At 35.3% G+C, this 19,856-nt stretch carries 16 protein-coding genes; 12 read left to right on the top strand and 4 right to left on the bottom strand.

Annotation, left to right across the window (positions count from 1 at the left end; genetic code table 11):
• Positions 1 to 93: 93 nt before the first annotated feature.
• From A3EE_RS0113150 to A3EE_RS0113135, 4 genes are all read left to right on the top strand, one after another.
• Positions 94 to 1,032: an ROK family protein gene (locus A3EE_RS0113150; protein ID WP_018343909.1), complete on the top strand. Its 939-nt coding sequence runs from the start codon at positions 94 to 96 to the stop codon at positions 1,030 to 1,032.
• Positions 1,033 to 1,135: 103 nt separating this feature from the next.
• Entirely contained in the window at positions 1,136 to 2,293 is a 1,158-nt protein-coding gene (locus tag A3EE_RS0113145) for an alpha/beta hydrolase (RefSeq protein WP_018343908.1), read from the top strand.
• A 109-nt stretch (positions 2,294 to 2,402) separates the two neighbouring features.
• On the top strand, positions 2,403 to 3,455 hold the full coding sequence (locus A3EE_RS0113140) for an alpha/beta hydrolase (protein WP_018343907.1): 1,053 nt from the start codon (positions 2,403 to 2,405) through the stop codon (positions 3,453 to 3,455).
• Between the two features lie 75 nt (positions 3,456 to 3,530).
• Positions 3,531 to 4,334: a hypothetical protein gene (locus A3EE_RS0113135; RefSeq protein ID WP_018343906.1), complete on the top strand. Its 804-nt coding sequence runs from the start codon at positions 3,531 to 3,533 to the stop codon at positions 4,332 to 4,334.
• A gap of 305 nt (positions 4,335 to 4,639) precedes the next feature.
• On the opposite strand, the gene A3EE_RS0113130 is transcribed toward A3EE_RS0113135, so the two are convergent.
• The 4 genes from A3EE_RS0113130 to A3EE_RS0113115 form a co-directional block, all read right to left on the bottom strand.
• Complete coding sequence (locus A3EE_RS0113130) at positions 4,640 to 5,041, bottom strand: gamma-glutamylcyclotransferase family protein (protein ID WP_018343905.1); 402 nt, start codon at positions 5,039 to 5,041, stop codon at positions 4,640 to 4,642.
• Positions 5,042 to 5,251: 210 nt separating this feature from the next.
• Entirely contained in the window at positions 5,252 to 6,658 is a 1,407-nt protein-coding gene (locus A3EE_RS0113125) for a methyltransferase RsmF C-terminal domain-like protein (RefSeq protein WP_018343904.1), read from the bottom strand.
• 3 nt (positions 6,659 to 6,661) lie between these two features.
• Positions 6,662 to 7,360 (bottom strand): SOS response-associated peptidase, encoded by a 699-nt coding sequence (locus A3EE_RS0113120; RefSeq protein WP_018343903.1) that lies wholly within the window; start codon positions 7,358 to 7,360, stop codon positions 6,662 to 6,664.
• 11 nt (positions 7,361 to 7,371) lie between these two features.
• Positions 7,372 to 8,334 carry a YheT family hydrolase gene (locus A3EE_RS0113115; protein ID WP_018343902.1) on the bottom strand — a complete coding sequence of 321 codons (963 nt, stop codon included), beginning with the start codon at positions 8,332 to 8,334 and terminating at the stop codon, positions 7,372 to 7,374.
• 78 nt (positions 8,335 to 8,412) lie between these two features.
• Between A3EE_RS0113115 and hisG the strand changes: the two genes are divergently transcribed.
• The 8 genes from hisG to A3EE_RS20655 all read left to right on the top strand — a co-directional run bounded on the left by hisG (position 8,413) and on the right by A3EE_RS20655 (position 19,495).
• Entirely contained in the window at positions 8,413 to 9,273 is an 861-nt protein-coding gene (hisG, locus tag A3EE_RS0113110) for an ATP phosphoribosyltransferase (RefSeq protein ID WP_018343901.1), read from the top strand.
• A gap of 472 nt (positions 9,274 to 9,745) precedes the next feature.
• Positions 9,746 to 11,035, top strand: coding sequence for a histidinol dehydrogenase (hisD, locus tag A3EE_RS0113105; protein WP_018343900.1), 1,290 nt, complete (start codon positions 9,746 to 9,748; stop codon positions 11,033 to 11,035).
• 1,104 nt (positions 11,036 to 12,139) lie between these two features.
• Positions 12,140 to 13,204, top strand: a complete 1,065-nt coding sequence (locus A3EE_RS20670; RefSeq protein ID WP_018343899.1) for a DUF4062 domain-containing protein — start codon at positions 12,140 to 12,142, stop codon at positions 13,202 to 13,204.
• Positions 13,205 to 13,385: 181 nt separating this feature from the next.
• Positions 13,386 to 14,777, top strand: a complete 1,392-nt coding sequence (locus tag A3EE_RS21455) for a TIR domain-containing protein (protein WP_018343898.1) — start codon at positions 13,386 to 13,388, stop codon at positions 14,775 to 14,777.
• A gap of 209 nt (positions 14,778 to 14,986) precedes the next feature.
• Positions 14,987 to 16,600: a toll/interleukin-1 receptor domain-containing protein gene (locus A3EE_RS21450; RefSeq protein WP_018343897.1), complete on the top strand. Its 1,614-nt coding sequence runs from the start codon at positions 14,987 to 14,989 to the stop codon at positions 16,598 to 16,600.
• A gap of 236 nt (positions 16,601 to 16,836) precedes the next feature.
• Positions 16,837 to 17,973 carry a PDDEXK-like family protein gene (locus A3EE_RS0113085; RefSeq protein WP_018343896.1) on the top strand — a complete coding sequence of 379 codons (1,137 nt, stop codon included), beginning with the start codon at positions 16,837 to 16,839 and terminating at the stop codon, positions 17,971 to 17,973.
• Positions 17,974 to 18,189: 216 nt separating this feature from the next.
• On the top strand, positions 18,190 to 18,732 hold the full coding sequence (locus A3EE_RS0113080; RefSeq protein ID WP_018343895.1) for a GIY-YIG nuclease family protein: 543 nt from the start codon (positions 18,190 to 18,192) through the stop codon (positions 18,730 to 18,732).
• A 43-nt stretch (positions 18,733 to 18,775) separates the two neighbouring features.
• A complete protein-coding gene (locus A3EE_RS20655) occupies positions 18,776 to 19,495 on the top strand; it encodes a phospholipase D family protein (RefSeq protein ID WP_018343894.1) in 720 nt (239 codons plus the stop codon).
• The last annotated feature ends 361 nt before the right edge of the window (positions 19,496 to 19,856 follow it).

Below are 19,856 nucleotides of genomic sequence, written 5' to 3'. Positions count from 1 at the left end.
TATTTAGAGTTTCTAATTCAAATAGAATTTCCTATTTTAGAATGCTGAAAAATAGCACGTTCTTATTGAAGTGATTTTACAAGAACAAATTGAATGAGTAAAGAACAAAATAATAAGCAAATGATTTTAGGAATTGATGTTGGCGGAACTTCGGTAAAATTTGGTTTGGTTACTCCTGAAGGTGAGATCCAGCACGCGACCCGTTTTATGACGGCTGATTGGGTGAACGGAATTGGTTTTGTTGAATCCATGAAAAAAGAAATCGGAGAGTATTTAAAAAAATATCCGGTTGTAAAAGGTGTTGGTATCGGCTGGCCGGGCTTGCTTTCATTGGATAGAACGAAAGTAGTATTGTTGCCAAACATTCCATCGATCGTTAATGTACCGATTGTTGAGATCCTTCGTTCTGAATTTCCTCAGATCCATTTTAAAATTGAAAACGATGCGAAGTGCGCTGCGTTGGGAGAATATTATTTCGGTTCGAACAAACAGCGTATGCAAACATTTTTATTGCTGGCATTGGGTACAGGAGTTGGTTCCGGTGTGATGATGAGCGGCAAGTTGTTTCTCGGCGGCCGTGGTAACGGTACAGAGGTTGGACACATGCTTACAACAAGAGGGAAGTCCTTAGAAAATCAGGTTGGTATCAATCACCTGATCGCATATACAAAAGAACAGCTTGCATTAGATACTGCAAAGAAAAGCAGTTTACATAAAGAAGCAGAATTGTCGCCTAAAGTAATTGCGGATCATGTGTCTAAAGGAGATGCATTGGCTATTGCTGTGTGGAACGATATCGGTACAATCATTGGTGAAAGTCTTGTAAACATTGTACGTGTAATGGATATCAATAACATCTTATTAGGTGGCGGTATCTCAGGTGCCTTTGATTATTTTGTTCCAAACTTGAAAAAAGCAATGTTACAGCATTTGCCAACCTATTATACAGATGATATGTATATCGGTAAAGCTACGTTAGAGAACGATGCAGGTTTGTTAGGTGCTGCAGGTTTGATCATGGAAGCTATCTAATTAATATAATTATATAGAAAATGCCCGTGGAGAGACGGGCATTTTTGTTTTTATATTTTATACTTCTTTAAGCTATATTTTAACTTTTAATTCAAAATACCAAATGAAAAAGAATATCTGTTATGTATTATTAAGTACAACAATTTTGTTTTTTGCATCGTGCACAAAGAAAAATGATGATGCTGCATTGCCTAAGTCAGGAACAACACAAACAAAGACAAATGCGAATCTTCGTTTAAGCAACGCTGATGCTATAATGGAGACTCAGGGTACTTATACAAGAACGACTACTTACGACCCAGCTGTTTATATACCCGATAGAAGAAATACTTCGGCTTTTCTAAATATGCCGGATAATGGTTTTACGATCCGATATTTTCCCAAATCCAAGTCTGAACCTACGCCACTCATCATTGCAATCCATGGGGGAGGGTTTATAGGAGGATATCCATTTGAAATTCCGGTTACCGTACCAAATGCAGTAGCTGGTAGCAATCCAGCAGTTAGCAATCCATATGATGTTATAACGCTAGAACAATTAAATGAACAAGGCTATGCTTTGGCGAGTATCGAATATACATTCATGAATAGCAATAAAAAGGTGAAAAATGCAGATGGTACATTATCAAATCTTTCAGCCAAAAATACCTTACAGGATTGTAAGGATTTCTTAGACTATATAATTGCACATGCTGAGCAATATAATATTAATCCCAATAAAATTATTTTGTTAGGTACATCGGGAGGTGCTTCGGCCTCACTTTGGTTGGGACTGGATAATACTAAAAATTATGCGAATAATATAAAGGGTATTATTGCAATGAGTCCGCAGGCTACATTAAATATTCCAACCTGGAGAGACAAAGTATTTATTCCGACCGGACAGACTGCTGTTTTTGACAAGTATTATAACCCTTATAACCCAGATGCGAATTTTGGCGGTTATAATCAAAATCAATATTATAAACTGATGTATGGTACAAACGATGTCACTAAAATTAATGAATATTCTGATGCGAATAATTTAAATTTTTTAGGGATGATTGATAGTTCTGATCCGGAATTGCTGTTGGCGTGTTTTTATGATGGTAATAAAGAAATCGTTCATAGTTATGCGCATGTATTAGCATTAAAAGTAAGAGCGTCAAACAGAGGATTGAAAGCTAGGATCGCATACATTAATTCTACTTATAATAATAATTATTATTATTATGACCCTTCTGAAAATGCCATACAATTTTGTATTCGTAAATTTCAATAGTTATTAGAAAATATCATATATAAAAATGCCCGTTGCGAGACGGGCATTTTTATATATGATATTTTAATGAACTCTTAAGCTATATTTTAACTTTTAATTCAAATACTAAATGAAAAAAAACAGTCTATTATTTATCGTTGCAATTTTACTTTTTCTGTCCTGTACAAATAAAAAAAGTGATCCGATATTACCTAAACCAACTGGAATATCTAATCCATCGAGCCCGTCAAATATAAATTTAAGAACAGGTACGCTTAGCGATTCAATATGGGGGAATTATCCTAATCCCAATAATCCTACTCCGAATAAGCACAACGAATTTTTCATTAGATGTTACCCTTATGGTGCACCTAGACCTTTAATAATTACATTTCATGGCGGTTTTTTTAAATATGGTGATAAAAAACAATTTGACTTGCCATTGAATATCGGGCCCGTATTTAAAGATTTAATTACAGTAAAATATTTAGAGAATAATGGATTTGCTTATGCCGGAGCTAATTATCGTGTGTTAGGTAATGCTGCTGATCCTTCTGATGATAACTTAAGGATTAAGGATTGTTTGAATGATTGTAAAGCATTTGTTGAATATATGAGAGATAATGCAGTAAAATATAATATCGATCCGAACAAAATCATAGTAATGGGTTATTCTGCTGGAGCTAGCGCCTCACTTTGGCTAGGTTTACAAAATGGTGCCATTTCAGGAATTACCATTAAAGGTATTGTTGCATTAAATACTCAGTCAACATTGAATATTACTGAATGGGGGACGAATGTATTTTCTGTGAATGCACCTAGTACTGGAGATTATAATAATTTTTATAACTCTTCAACTGGTAAAGAATTTTTAATAAATTCTTCTTTAGACTATTATGGGACTACGAATGTTTTTGAAATATATCACAATTCAAAAATAAATAATTTAAGTTTATATAATTTAATTGATAGTAATGATCCGGAATTATACATGGCGACAGATGCAACAACTGATGCTTACGGAAATGCCGATATTGCACATCATTATGCGCATGATTTAACTTTGATTAATCGTTCAATCGTAGAAGGTCATAGAGCTAAAATCCTTTATACTGCCCGGCCTCTATATGTAAATCCGAATTTCGAATCGGTGATGCAATTTTGTGTTAGAATATTTCAGTAGTTTATTCAAACAAAAGTGTCCGTTGAAAGACTGGCATTTTTTGTTTTAATGTTTTTTAATTAATAATCTTTGAATATGAATAATAAGAAATTACTTCAGATATTATTTTTTGTCTTTTTAGCAATAGGTTTTGGTTTGTATTTATTTCCTGCTACGAAACCATTCGGAAGACTGGTACTTTGTTTTATTCAGCCTATTATAGCTCTTTACTATATTTCTATTTTTAATAAAGAAAAAGAGCAATATACAGATGTACTGGTGCTTCAATACCCATTATTACTAATGATGCAAATTACATTTGTCTGTATCAGTATTCTTTCTTTATTTTCTATCATGCATTGGCCATTTTTCGGACCTATCTTTGTTCAGACTGTTGCAGTCTCTGTGATAGCGTTGATCCTTTCGATCTTGTATCTGATATTAAATAGAAAGGTATTACAAACAACTTTTCTTTTTGAAGTCATTGTATTGGCATTACCCATTTTGATTTTTATGGGCGGATACCAGCCAGATACAGTTAATAAAAAAGAATATGTTACAGAACTCAATGAGCAATATATAAGCCTCAATAAAATTGAATACAGTTTATATAAGAAAGCAAAAAAGGATAGTTTAGTGGATTTGTCTATTGTGAATAAGATAGCCTCAATAAAATTAAATATAATTGATCAGCATGGTGGAATGAATGAAGATGGTTATATAAAAGGGAGCCTGGATCGAGTAGATCAAATGCGTTGGAGTGAAGATATAGCATTGTTAAAAACAGACTCAATGCCTTACAAATTAAAACTTAAATTAATAACATCAGGAATGTTAATTGAACATCTGAATGCATTAACAGAGCTTCAGATTGAGATTTTGTTGAAAGAGAAAAAATGATTTTTTCAATTGATTACATCGTAAAATTATAGTCGCTCCTTGACGGAGCTCCGTGCGTTTATTTTTAGGGTAGGTGTTTTTCTACAGATATCTTATCCCGCTGGGATAATCGTTTCTCTAACAACTACTGTTTCTATTCCGTTTCTATCCGTAGAGTTAGCGCAGCGCTCTACAGATGTATAATTAAGTAGGGTCTCTGACTCTTTTATTTTAATTCAGAATCTCAAAGTCGATTTGTACTTAGTACTCCGTACTTTTTACTCTATACCTTTTTGTCTCGTAACTAGCACCTAGTAACTGGAAAACTATCTCATCTCAAACACACCACTTTTAATATGCATACGTTCACTTACTTCACCAAGGTATTCATAGACCCAACATTCCATATCATCGATGCGGATATGCCTGCGTACATAGTCTGATGTTATAGGTACGAGATGTTTTAATTTGATCGCATATTCATCCTGTGTGATTGCATCTTCGTATTGATCGATCGTTTCAAGTAAGACAGGAGAGTTGATGCGGTAGATCTCACCAAAGACAAGATTGTCTCCGCCAAGGCGTAATGCAGGATACCAATCCTTTAAATACATGTCACCTTTAACAACTGCATGACACAGCCATTCTGTATTTGAATGAAATACAGAGGTGAATGTATTCAGGTCCTTATAGGCCTTTTTTAATGTGCCGTATACAAAGATGTGCATAGATGAATGTAGCGAAAAAAATATATAAAAGCAGTAGAGACGCAATTTATTGCGGAGCATATTTGATTATTATGCCTCTAAAAGTGGATTGCAAATCCTTTTTATCTGGCTTCCGGATTACAAATCCGGAAGAGCTGTTTTCATGTAGAATGCTCAGGCTGAAAGCCTGAAATACTAAAACTTGGGGCATCGCCCCAAGATATCAAACGCTTACTCCCCAATCCTAAACCTTTTACTCTCGCCGTTCCATTGGTTTCTAATGCGCCATTCGGAAGGGAAATAATTGTTGAATCTATTGGGCATGGCTTTGATCCATCCCAGCGGCACGCCTTGATAGCACATGATGTTCCAGCCTTTGGATTCCTGCTCTAACACAAATTCCTCTTTGCTTAGATACTTGATTGCTTCGTCGTAACTGAGCTCAATGGAGGTAAACAGTTCTTTGTTCAAATGAATGGAAACGGCCACAGCACTATCCGGCAAAAAATCTTTTCCTTTTAAAATACCAAGCGGTGTACCCGCACGGAATATTTTCAAACACATGCTGATCTGTTCCAAGGCATCTTTAAATGTTTCGGAGAAACAACGGAATTCTTCTTTATGTAAAAAAACGTAGGTGTCTTCTTTCGTTAATATATTTTTAGTGATCTCCGGGATCACTTGTTTTTGCTGTGCTTTGCGGTCTTTCGTCCACTTCTCGCGCTTGCCCGTATGATTGGTCCATTCCGCTGTTTCCGGTTTACGGATCACAGATGCAAAGAAGCCTTCGCCTGTAACTTTATGCGGATAGAAACGATAAAAGTTGATTCCGTTTTCATTTCCGGTTTCAATGCCTTCAAAGGAAGGAATGGTTAATTCTACACCTTCAGCCTGGTATTGTTCCTGCATCCAACGCATGTTGTCTTCGTTCTCTTTGCGATTGAAGGTGCAAGTTGAATAGATAATTATTCCTCCGGGTTTTAATGCCTGCCAGATGTCACTTAAGATGCGTTTTTGTCTGCTGCAGCACAAGTCTACGTGTGCTTCGTCCCATTCGTTCATGGCAGCAGGATCCTTACGGAACATGCCTTCGCCCGAACATGGCGCATCTACAACAATGATGTCAAAGAAGGTACCCAGTCGGTCAAAGTCGGCTGGATCATTATGCGTAACGATGACATTGTTGTAACCCCACTTTAATAAATTCTCATCTAAAATGTGGACACGCGTTTTGATCACTTCATTGCTTACCAGCAAATGCTGTTCGTTCAATACATCACAGATCAATGTTGATTTGCCACCAGGTGCGGCACACAGATCCAGTACAGTAAGTTCTTCTTTGTCTTTGATACAAGCTTCTAAGAGAGGAGCTAAAAACATAGAGCTAGCTTCCTGCACATAGTATGCACCGGCATGAAAGAGTGGGTCGTACGTTACCGTAGCTTCTTCGTCAAGCCAATAGCCTTGCTTGTTCCAAGGGACAGGTGTTAGAGAAAGGGAGTTGTTCCATTTGTGCGGATGCACACGGATACTGCGTCTGGAAGGCTGTAGCAATGCCTGTTCAAACGTAGCATAGTCATTACCCAATAAGCCTTCCATTTGTGTAATGAAGGGAAGGGGTAATTTTATATCAGCCATGTACTAATCGAATAAAGAGAAAGTCTCGCCCGGATAAATTTTAGGCGCTTGAAGCAGGCAATCCGGAGAATCGTTGGCAGCAGCGTTTACAGCTTTGTGTGCCTTGTACGACAACATGCTTTGCGGATCGTATGGTTTTAGTAAGCTGCTGATCTGACTGTCGGTAATGCTTTCAGAGATCCATAAACGTTCCAGATCTTTGCGCAGCATCACAGGCATACGCTCATGAATTTCGCTTACCAATTTATTTGCTTCCGTTGTAATAATGGTAACGGTATTTAAAATCTCGCCTGTATCCTGATTTTCCCAGGAATCCCATAAGCCTGCGAAGCAAAATAATTCTTCGCTGCTTAGAGTAAAGCGGAATGGTACTTTTGCTTTGCCTTCTTTTTTCCATTCATAAAAACCATCTGCAGGAATGATGCAACGCTGATCTTTGATGCAATGTTTGAAGGGAACTTTTGATGTGATGGTTTCGCCACGTGCATTGATCATGTTGGCTGCAGTAGATGCATCCAGCGACCAGCTTGGGATCAAGCCCCAGCGCATGAAACTGATTTCATTGGGATTTCTGCTCGTGATAACGGGCAATTGCTGCAAAGGCGCAATGTTGTAACGGGGCTTAAAATTAGCCGGTGCACTTACATTGAACCGCTTTGCGATTTCTTCTTTACTTTTTGCTATTGAAAAACGACCACACATATACTTGCAAGTTAGAGATATTGTTGAACAAATTCAACGCATCTTTCTTCCGACCAATAAAAGCCGGTATTATTAAATTGTGAAAAGCCGCAATGTCCTCCGGTTTCCGGAATTTCCAGAAAGAAAGTATCCATCTGTTTGGCTTCTTCAATGGGATAACACTCAGGAGTTAAAAAAGGATCGTTTGCTGCTGTTATTAATAGCGTAGGGAGCTTTATATCCGGAATAAAAAAGCGGCTGCTGTTTAATCTCCAATATTCCTGAGCACTTTTAAAGCCATGCAAGGGAGCAGTATACATTTCATCGAATACCAGGAATGTGTGGATATCTTTTAGTTTGCTGGTATTAAGTTGTGGATAACGTGTAGCTTTCTCCTGTATTTTTACCTTCAATGATTTCATAAAGCGCGCCATATACACCCGGCTTTGCCATTTGGCCAGATGTACTGCACCCGAAGCCAGATCGCAGGGGACGGAGAACGTAACGGCACATTTTAAGCGCGGATCCAGGTCGTTTTTCTGTTCTCCCAGGTACTTTAATGTAACGTTTCCGCCCATACTAAAGCCAACTAAGACAAATTGTTGATAAGATCCAGGGTATACAGCCAGATTTAATAGCAATCGCAGGTCGTTGGACTCGCCGCTGTGATAAAACCGTAGTAAGCGGTTTGGTGCAGGACTGCAGCCTCTGAAGTTCCAGGCCAGTACGTCCCAGCCTTCAGCCAATAAACGTTTCACCATCCAGCGGAGGTAGCTGCTCTGTGAGCTGCCTTCGAGTCCGTGAGAGAGAATGAAGAGCTTATCCGATCCTTGTCTGTACCAATCCAGATCCAGAAAGTCACCATCTGGCAACTCCAGACGTTCATGTTCTGCTAGTACCTGAGCATCAGGTCTGAATAACGCAGGGTAAATGGTTTCAAGGTGTTTATTCGGAAGGAATAACGGACGTTTGTATGTGGATGAAATGAGAGGCAAGGGATAAACTATGTTTTTACTTTATAAATAAACAGAATTATGCGATATTTGTCGGTATTTCAAAGATAAACAAAAACTATGTCAACTGTTTTACGTCTGGCAATCCAGAAGTCGGGAAGATTGAGTGAAGAATCAATCAAATTAATTAAAGAATGTGGTATCGAATTCAGTAGTGGTGGTGGCACCCTTAAATCAGTTGCACATAATTTTCCAATTGAAGTTCTATTTTTAAGAGACGATGATATTCCGGGCTATGTAGCCGATGGCGTTGCCGATATAGGTATTGTAGGTGAAAATGTTGCGGTTGAAACACGCAAGAAATTAACAACGGTTCGTCAGCTTGGATTCTCTACCTGCCGTTTGTCTATTGGTGTTCCGAAGGGAATGGAATTTACAGGCAAAGAAAGCCTGAACGGTATGCGCATAGCAACATCGTATCCGAACATCTTATCGGATTATTTGTTTGAGAATAATATCAAAGCAAGTATTCATGAGATCAGTGGTTCGGTAGAGATTGCTCCGGGTATTGGTCTGGCAGATGCGATCTGTGATATTGTTAGTTCAGGAAGTACATTAATCAGCAATGGGTTAAAAGAAACGGAAGTTGTATTCCGCTCTCAGGCAATATTGGCTGCTTGTCCGCAGTTAAGCGCAGACAAACAAGCGATCTTAGATGAATTGATGTTCCGTATTTCTGCAGTTAAAAATGCAGAGAAAACAAAGTACATCATGTTGAATGTTCCGGATCACGCGATCAAAACGGTTACGAATTTATTACCGGGTGTTAAAAGTCCGACTGTAATGCCATTGGCAGAAAAAGGCTGGAGCTCGTTACACTCTGTAGTGAAGGAAAGTGATTTCTGGGAGATCTTAAGCAAATTAAAAGAAGCAGGTGCAGAAGGAATTCTGGTACTGCCGATTGAAAAGATCGTGAAGTAAGTTTATTAAGTTTTAAGTTCTAAGTAATAAGTTTTAAGATATCGTGAATTAAGTTTTACGTTTTAAGTAATAAGTTTTAAGATATCGTAGATTAAGTTTTAAGTTCTAAGTAATAAGTTTTAAGATGTCGTTAGGCTGTTTTAAAACTTATTCTTTTTAAAACACTATTGCATAGAGACAAAAGATAAAAGTTACATGTTAAGTTTACGATAAGCACTTCTTAAAACATAGAACTTAAAACATATTACTTGTTAGCATCGACTCTGGCGCAAGTCTTAGCGCAGCGGGACTAGTGTCTTTTATTTTGCAGTCTTTGACTGCGATTCTTAATTATAAATAATGTAGTCAAAGACTACGGAATGCTAGACACCAGTCTGAAGACTGGCGCCAGTGAGAACGAAACATTCGATTAACATGTTAGCCTCACGATACGCATTCTTAAAACGTATTACTTAAAACTTATTACTTAAAGATGATCGTCTATAAATATCCTGCAACAGCTGATTGGTCAAGCCTACTTAAGCGCCCTGTAATGGAAGCGGTAGAGTTGGAGGGACGTGTGCTTGCTATTTTGAAAGAAGTGCAGGAGCGGGGCGATGCAGCCTTGATCGATTTTGCTTTGAAGTTTGATGGTGCTGCACCGAAGTCTTTGTTGGCAACAGATGCAGAGATTGCAGAAGCACAAGGATTGGTTTCAGAAGAATTAAAAGCAGCGATTCAGGTTGCGAAGAATAATATTGAGAAGTTTCACACGGCACAGAAAGAAGCGGAGATCCGTGTAGAGACGATGCCGGGTGTGAATTGCTGGAGAAAGAGCTTACCGATCGAAAAAGTAGGTTTGTATATTCCGGGTGGAACGGCGCCGTTGTTCTCAACGATCTTGATGTTGGGTGTGCCAGCAACCATTGCCGGTTGTTCGCAATTGGTATTGTGTACACCACCGAATAAAGAAGGAAAAATTCACCCTGCCATTTTATATACAGCACATTTATTAGGCATTAAAACTATTGTGAAAGCAGGCGGTGCGCAAGGCATTGCAGCGATGGCATTTGGTACGGCTTCGGTTCCGAAGGTATATAAGATCTTCGGTCCGGGGAATCAGTATGTAACTACGGCCAAACAATTGGTAACAAAATACGGTGTGGCAATAGATATGCCGGCTGGTCCCTCTGAAGTTGCTGTTGTAGCGGATAAGAATGCCAATGCAGCATTTGTTGCAGCCGATCTATTATCGCAGGCTGAACACGGTGCAGACAGTCAGGTTGTGCTGGTGAGCGACAGCGAAGACTTTATCAATCGTGTGCAGACGGAAGTTGCAGCACAACTTGCAAAGTTGTCACGCAAAGATCTTGCTGCAAAAGCACTGGACAACAGCAAAGCATTTTTGGTAAAAGACATGAACGAAGCCATGGAGATGATCAATCTCTATGCTCCGGAACACTTGATCTTGCAGGTTGAAGACTTAGATGCATTGGTTGCGAAAGTGGTAAATGCAGGTTCGGTGTTTATTGGTCCATATACGCCCGAATCCGCAGGGGATTATGCATCGGGTACAAATCACACCTTGCCAACGAATGGATACGCTACAGCCTACGCAGGCGTGTCTTTAGATTCATTTATCCGTAAGGTAACATTCCAGAAGATTACAAAAGAAGGATTGCAGAAAATTGGTCCGGTGATTGAGACCATGGCTGCTGCGGAGATGCTGGATGCGCATAAGAATGCGGTAACGGTACGCTTACAAGAGATTGCTAAAAGCTGAAAGCCTAAAGCCTAAGGCGAAAAGGGCAGTAGGTCATATTTGTAGAGACGCGATTTATCGCGTCTTTTTTTTGTCTGAACCGCTGATTCATCTGATTAAAATGATTTCTCTGATGCCGACTTCGCTGGCGCAAGCATTCGCTTGTGCCTAATTTAATGTTCCAATATGCATTCGATTATTTCCCACGGCTAAAGCCATGGGCTATGCAGGCAGGCTCATGTTGTGCATTTTGCTTTTATACTGTCTTCATAATGCTCTTATACCTATTTGATATGTGTATCACGATATACATTCCATACTCATTTAATACTGATCTGATACTTATTAACATGGTAGTTCCATACTAATGATCGGGTACTTCCATACACTTGTCATACGAAATTCATACTTACCTAATACTTAACGCATACTTCAGCCATACTGCTCTGGCGCAAGTCTTAGCGCAGCGGGACTTGTGCCTTCTATTTTTGAAGTCTTTGACTGCTTTTCTTGTTATTGATCATACTCGCTGGCGCAAGCATTCGCTTGTGCCTCATATATTTTCGTACTGTTCCTATACATACTTGATACTTATCCCATACAAATCCCTGCCTAATACCATACTATGTGCATACATGGTTCATACTAGGTTCATACACTGCTCATACATACCTCATACTATGTTCATACTGTTCTCATACTATCGGCATACTACCTTCATACTTCCCTCATACTTCAGCCATACTTAACTGGTACATTATTGGGAGGATTTTGTGCTGAAAAAGGGTTACAGGCAGCAGATTATTCCTGTATATGCTTTACAGGTTTATTCGAATTCCTAAAATAGCTTTACGCCTTTCATTTAATTCCTAAATGGGCTTTACATATTTTTTGATTCTTATTTTAAACTGTATATTTAGTTTCCGCAAGCTACTTTTGAAGGGAATATATTTTTGTTAATTGACTTTTACATTCAATAGTGATAAAAATAATTTCATCTGAATACTGTAGCGGTATATGAAATATACATGCACTTGATGTAATGCTATTGTACCAAATTGGGGAAGTTAGTAGCACTTGGGTGCATATATCAACTAGTTAGCATTAATTACTATAAATATAAAAATGGCAATTCCAAAAGTTTTTGTTAGCTCAACCTGTTATGACTTAATTCAAATTAGAGATTCTCTATTTGAATTTATTAAATCATATTATTATGAACCGATATTAAGTGAAAAGGGAGATGTGTTTTTTCATCCAGACTTACATACCCATGAAAGTTGTTTGAATGAACTGGAAAATTGCCAATTATTCATTTTAATAATTGGTGGACGCTTTGGAGGCAGTTATAAATTTGACACTTCAAAATCTATAACAAATGCCGAATATGAGGCAGCTAAAATAAAAAAAATACCAATATTCACTTTCATTCAACGAGAGGTGTACGAAGACCATCGAGTATATCAGAAGAACAAGCATAATAAAGCATTGATAAAAAAAATCAATTTTCCTTCAATCGAAAAACAAGAATATGCTGTAAAGATTTTTGAATTTATTGACAAGGTAAGGCTTTCAGATTTTAATAATAGTTACTATGCATTTGAATTTGTTAATCAAATTAAAGACCACTTGGGCAAACAATGGGCTGGACTTATGTATGATTTTTTAAGCAATCGTTCTAAATCAAATGACCAACAAATTGTCAATCAAACGCTAGATAATTTGACTTTAATCAACAGAAAGACAGAAGAGCTTGTTGAAAATATTTACAAACAACTTAAACCCCAGGAAGCAGTTGCTGAAATTGAAATTGCAGATAAAGTAATGGGTGGGGCAAAATTCTATAGCAGAGTTTTTAGACTTTATGAAATTAAGAAGTTTAAATCATCGATTGAAGTAGTTTCCAAAATTGATCCTAAAAAATTCACATGGTATGATTATTTAAGGGAGACAAAAGAGTTTGAAATAGTTCAGAACTCAAAAGATGGTCTCGATATGTCAACTGATTATCCTAACGTAATTTCATGGTTGAAGATTACTGATGAAGCACGTTACTGGGATGCTCAGATTAAGAATGGCCAATATGAATCCGAAATTAAGGATGTAGTGAACTTGTACGAAATACTAAAAACACTTAATGTTTCAGAAAGAAAGAAAGCACTTCAAATCACTACTTCTAATAATTTATGAAAATCACTACTGCTAACAATAGCTAGTAATTAGTTTAAGTTCAGTTTTTAGGAAACGTTAGTGCGTTAAAACCGCATGAATTATTTTATATTAAGGCATGCTTTTAGTAGTGGTTTGGAAACTGATAAGCATTAACATTTGACCCAATTACCAGCAACATCGTTGTACCATATAAGAAACAATGAACCAGAAAGTATTCATAAGCTATTCCCATGAAGACAAGAAATTTGTTGAATGGCTAAAAAATAATCTTAAAGATTTAGGACTTGATATATGGTTTGACCAACAAGAAATAAACCTTGGAGATAGTATTAAAAATAAAATAACTACTGGTATTCAATCCAGTAGTACTTTTATTGTTGTACTTAGTAATTCTTCTAAAAATTCAAGCTGGGTAAAATATGAATTGAATTCTGCATTACTTCTGAATGCAATAAATAAGGGAGTAAAGATTATACCAATAAAAATAGATGATTCTGAAGTTCCTTCTGATTTAGCAGGATATTTATACGCTGATTTTTCTACTAATCGAGAACAAGGACTTGAATTATTAAAGAAGACACTTTTACAAGAAAATAAAGTAGATTTTGAATTTCAAGATTGGTTTGAATTTAGTCCCCAAAAATTTGAAGATTTAACTTATGATTTATTGAAATTGGAAGGATTCAATCTTCAAAGGACTCCACCAATTAGAGATGGAGGATATGATTTTATTGCAAAGACTACAAATGTTCTTGGTGTCGAAGAAAAAATAATCATTGAATCAAAATTCTATAAAAGTAAAATATCAATTGATTTACTAAGAAAACTATATGCAGTTGCATTGGTTGAGAAAGTCAATAAGGTTCTTTTAATTACAAGTTCGGAACTTACTAATTCTTCAAGAGAATTTATAATGAATTCAGCACCCAATATCACTGTTTGGGAAGGTCATCAGTTAATACAAAAATTATTTCTGTATCCTGATTTAGTTGAAAAGTATTTTACCAAAAGCACACCGATAAGAAAAAAATCCTTAAAGTTAATAGATAAAGAATTAGCGAAAATACAAGTTCTGATAAAACGATTAGATGAATGCCCAGAAGGAAAACCTGGATGGAAAACATATGAAGATATTTGCTTAGATATTTTGAATTATCTTTTTGTTCCTCCTCTTGGTAAACCTAGAATTCAATCTAGAAGAGAATCTGGAATTGATATTAGAGACGCCATATTTCCAAATCGTAATAGCAATGAAAATTGGAAATTTATTCGAGACGATTATGACGCGAAGTATATTGTTTTTGAATTTAAGAATTATTCTGAAAATGGTAATGAAATAGATAAACAAGTATTACTTCAAGTTGACGATTATTTAAAAAAGACTATTGGGCGCTTTGGAATTGTATGTAGCAAAAAAGCACCAAATAGAAGTGGATTAGAAAAGAGGAAGGATATTTTCATAGAAAAGAATAAACTAATTCTCTTTTTAAGTAATGAAGATTTAAAAGAGATGCTTTTAAGGAAACACAAAAAGATAGACCCATCAGATGTAATTATAGATTTGATAGATGATTTCAATCTCAAATTTTAAAATAAAATGGTGTACAACAATGTATGAAAATAATAGCCAGTTCATTAGTAAAATCAAGGGCTGTAGGCCGTTTCACCTTTCTTGTAATTTGACAGGTAAGTCACTCGCAGTCAGCTATTATTCTTATACTAACCGTTTTGGGCAACACTATGAAGACGTCGATCAGAACTAACTTTAAACAGATAGAAATAAAAAATAAAAAATAAAAAATGCTAGACCAAGAAAATATATATCAACTCATTTTCAAGGAGCAATGGACTGACATTTTAGATTTGCTTTACACTGATAAAAAGGATATCTCAAACGACACATTGTTGCAACAAGCAGCAATGATTTTTGAGCAAGAGTTTTTTAAGAAAGTTAGTGACTACCCAATTGAACAAAAGGAGATTGAAGATAATCTAGATACTTTATATATTCTTTCCCACGGGAAATTTTACCTACTCGCCAATCATAATTATCGAACTCTAATCATTGAACTTGTAAAACGTAAGCCGTTAACTGAGGCGATTAATTATGCAAGGCATTTTCCTGATGAGGAAATTTGTAAAGCAACAATCAATAAATTTGAACAACTAAAAATAAAAGACGAAGATTTAAAACTTCAACGACCAACAAATATAACGATGAATTGGATTGAAATATATAACCGACTATTTGAACTGATAAATATACAAGGGGACACGGCTACATATTATTCTGGACCAAGGTTCATTAATACGGTAAGAGAGTTTGAACCTTACTTTCCCGACTACACACAATTCATTGAACTACGTAATCAAGAAGGAAAAAGTACAAGCAGGAAAATTTTCTACTACGACATTCTTCTGGAAATGAAGGAAGAAATGCGATTAAAAATTGTTAACCGAATTCTTGAAATATTAAAACCTCATAAACCAGATCAAGTTGAAAAGATTGAAGAACTTTTAGGAAAGCCAATTATAAGGAAAGAAGTTATTGAAAATTCTGAGGTAAAAAAAGGAAAATCGGGAAACCCTATAGTTTTTATTTCCTACTCTTGGGATGACGAACAACATAAGGAATGGGTTTTAAATTTGGCAAATCGTTTATGCTCAGACGGAATAGATGTAATACTTGACAGATTTTATTTGAAAGCTGGAAAAAATCTTCCTCATTTTGTTGAGCAATCAATAGAAAAATCAGAAAGGATAATTATTGTCTTTACTCCTAATTATAAATTAAAAGCTGATAAAAGAGTAGGTGGAGTTGGCTATGAGTATTCAATTATGAACTCTGATTTATACAATAATCAAACTGATAATGAAAAAGTAATTCCTGTTTTGAGGGCAGGAAGTCAAGAAGAAAGTATTCCTACGTTTATGCAACAGTTTATTCACATTGATACAAGAAACAATGTAAATTTTGAAAATAGCTATGTTGATCTACTAAGGGAAATTTACAATGAACCTGCCATCCAAAAACCTAAACTTGGAGCAAAACCCACCTTTGAAAGGAAAACAACTGAAGAAATTGAGAAACCTCTACTTGGTGAAAGGCCTAATTTCAAAAAAGAAATTACTGGTTATATAAACCCTGACATAGTAGCAAAACTTAAATTTAATGACACTCCTATTTTAACTCTTACAGACGGAAGTAGTATAAATGCAGGGACAATTAGAATTGAAGAGAATCATTTGGTTCACTATACGAGAAAAGGAATTATGGAAATTTTCAAACCAGATATGACTGAAGAGGAGAAGAAAATTTCAACTGAGTTACAATCTAAATCAGAGGAGTATTTGACAGAAAATAATTACATAACATGGACACCTTTAGACACTATAATTGGTATTAACAGGTGATAGAATAAAAACAAAGGAAAGCACATAACAATACATACAATTTATAGCGGTTCGTTTGTAAGAAAATAGTTGAGCTCTTTCATACTCCGCCCAATTCCTGCGGAATTCTGATGGTAAAATAGAATATGAATTTCCGTAGCAATTTGTCTACTCTGTTTCTTTGAAATTCTTACTTTAAATACAGTAACAAATATAATGTTAAACTGATAGTTAATTTTTCATCAAATGATAATTGTATGAATATAGAAAACTTGCTTAATCAAGTAACAATTATAAATAAAAAAAATACAGAAATTTTAGATGCTACTGGTGGGCGGTTTAATATGTTTCAGATATGTGGGGTTAATCATTATGAAAATACCCATTCTGCGATTATTTCTGAGTTTTTAAACCCCATTGGAACACATGGATTAAAGTCGAATTTATTAAAGTGTTTTATTGAATCGCTCGGCGATTTTTTTTCAATTAAAAATTTTAATTTTGAAAGTGCGAGAATCCGTACCGAACATTCAACACGACATGGACGCATCGATATTCTGATCGAGGACAATCAGCGTAATGCGATAATCATAGAAAATAAAATTTATGCAAAGGATCAACCTGAACAATTAAAAAGATATGACAAGTATGCTCAAATGTATAGAAATGGCTACCAAATAATGTATCTCACATTATTTGGAGATCAGGCGTCTTTACAAAGCGGAGAAGGAATATCTTATTTATCAATTTCATATAAAGATCATATAATTAACTGGCTAGAAGAGTGCGTGGCAATATCGTCGCGCTATCCTATTGTAAGAGAAACAATAGTTCAATATATCAATCATTTAAAGCAGTTAACACAGCAAGATATGAATATGAAAAATAAAACCGAAATCACTGAAGTTCTATCTAAAATAGAAAATCTGCGTGCTGCAAAAGTAATTTCACAAAATTACTCTGCAACGTTTGATTACCTTTCTGAAAAGTACTTTAATCCTAAAATGGAAGAATTAGCAAGGCAACAAGGATTGGAATATCACTTTGAAAACAGTGGGGAATCATTTATAAACTTTTATTTTACAAAGTTGAGTTGGCAAGGAAAATATTGGATAGGATTTACTTTTGAAAATAACAGGTGTTTCTATGGGATATGTAATAATCCCAATGTTTACAGGATTCCCGATGAAACTATAAAAATAATTCACCAAGAGTTAGAAACTTTAAATGTTAGTTCTTATAAAGAAAGTAATTGGTGGCCTTTTTATTCTTACTATACAAATTTGACTCTTGATATGTGGGAAAACGACATTATAAAGGACAACTATTTCTTCGATGATTGTAAAGAAAAAATTACACAGCTACTAATAGTATTAGAAAAAATAGGATTGTAATTTCATCGTGCGACAGCCTAACAGCGGCTAACCAAAATTGCTGATTTTATCTTACTGTGGTCTGTGGCATATATACCACTCACTGAAAGATTGAGTCAAGAAATGAACTTTGTAATAAATTATGATTGATCTAATACTTATGTTAACATCATACATTTGTGCGTGTTCGGGTCTAACCACGGTGATTCAAGATAAAACGTAATAGTAAGCATCATTATGGATTTAAATAAATTTATCAAATATCGAATTGAATACATTCAAAAGAAAAAAGAAGAACTTGATTATCTTTTATCTTTTGAGATGCCTGAATTTAAAAGTGTAGAATTTTCATCTATTGATATTGATGATGAATATGCTAAAAATCTACTTGACAAAGTAAATATAAATAAAGACTCAAAAATTATTTATTATATAAAAATCAATTCAAAAGACAAAGCAACTCAAATAATTGATCTTGTCACTAAAAAAAAGAAAAATAAGAAAGTAAAGTTACCCCTTGTTAATAGTAAAAATAACAATAGTGATATTTTATATGTAGGAAAAACCAACTCAAATTTCCCTAGCAGATTTAAAAGTCACCTTTGCTTGACGAATCCTTCTACATTCGCATTACATTTGGAACATTGGAAAAAAGATCTACCTCTACATTTAACTTTATGGTTTGCTGAAATTACTCTTGATGAAGATAAATACATGGAGCAGTTGGAATCTATTTTGCATGATCAATTAAAACCTATCCTTGGAAGATCAGGACATTAATATACAATTATAATATATTTAGTATTATTCCTATTAAATTAAAATGGCAGAGTTTTTAACAACAAATGGTACGTCTTACCACATTGAAAATATTATTATTGAAGCAAAGAGCAAGTTAGTTTTAATTTCACCTTATCTTCAAATTTCAAAAACATTTTACGAGCGACTTAAAGATGCTTCAAATAAAAATGTGGCTATTAAAATTATTTACGGCAAGGATGAACTTAAGCCAAATGAAAAAAATTCACTTGCTGAACTAAAGAATATTGAGCTGTTTTATTTTCAAAATCTTCATGCGAAATGTTATTTGAATGAAAATAAAATGGTTATTACTTCCATGAACATGTATGAATTTTCAGAGAAAACGAATAGAGAAATGGGAGTTTTGATTGATCGTAATGTAGATAAAGACCTTTTTGATAAAGCCGTTGCTGAAACCTTATCTATATTGCAATCTGCAGAACCTGTTCACTTAACCAGATCTGAGCGGCAAACAATAGCTCCAGTTAAATCAAATACTTCGGGACAAGCCAAGCAAAAATATCAAAAGCAAATCAGAGGGTATTGTATAAGATGTGAAACAAGAATCGATTACAACCCCGAAAAACCATATTGTCCAGATTGTTTTTCAATATGGGCTCAATTTGAAAATCCAGATTATAGAGAAAATGTTTGTCATCGTTGTGGTGAATATGATGAAACAAGTATGAATAAGCCACAAGATAGAGATTGTTTTAGTTTATGGCGAAAAGAACAAATGTAATTAAGATGATTAGATGATAATTGAAATTTTTAAGTGTTAAGATTGAGATATAACATCACACAGCAGTAGGTGGTTGGTCGAAAAGACACAACCTTTAGATTTACGCCGTAGTAAAATTCCAAGAAATAAGAATTCATATTTATCAAAGCGAAAGACGGTATCAACCGTCCTTCTGCAGTGATACGATTCTGTTTGGGTATATTTTTATTCTAAAGAATTCTAAATAAATTAATTAAAATAACCACCGGCAAAGGTGAACTATGGCGCAACTAGGTTAGACCTATCCGTGGATTTAGTCCTTTGCCGGCTTATTTGAACAGGCATCAAATAGAAATTTGAGTTCGCGGCTCAGTAGTAAGGT

It is taken from the genome of Cytophaga aurantiaca DSM 3654, assembly GCF_000379725.1.
Taxonomy (GTDB): Bacteria; Bacteroidota; Bacteroidia; order Cytophagales; family Cytophagaceae; genus Cytophaga; species Cytophaga aurantiaca.
This window is presented reverse-complemented; position numbering and strand designations above follow the sequence as displayed.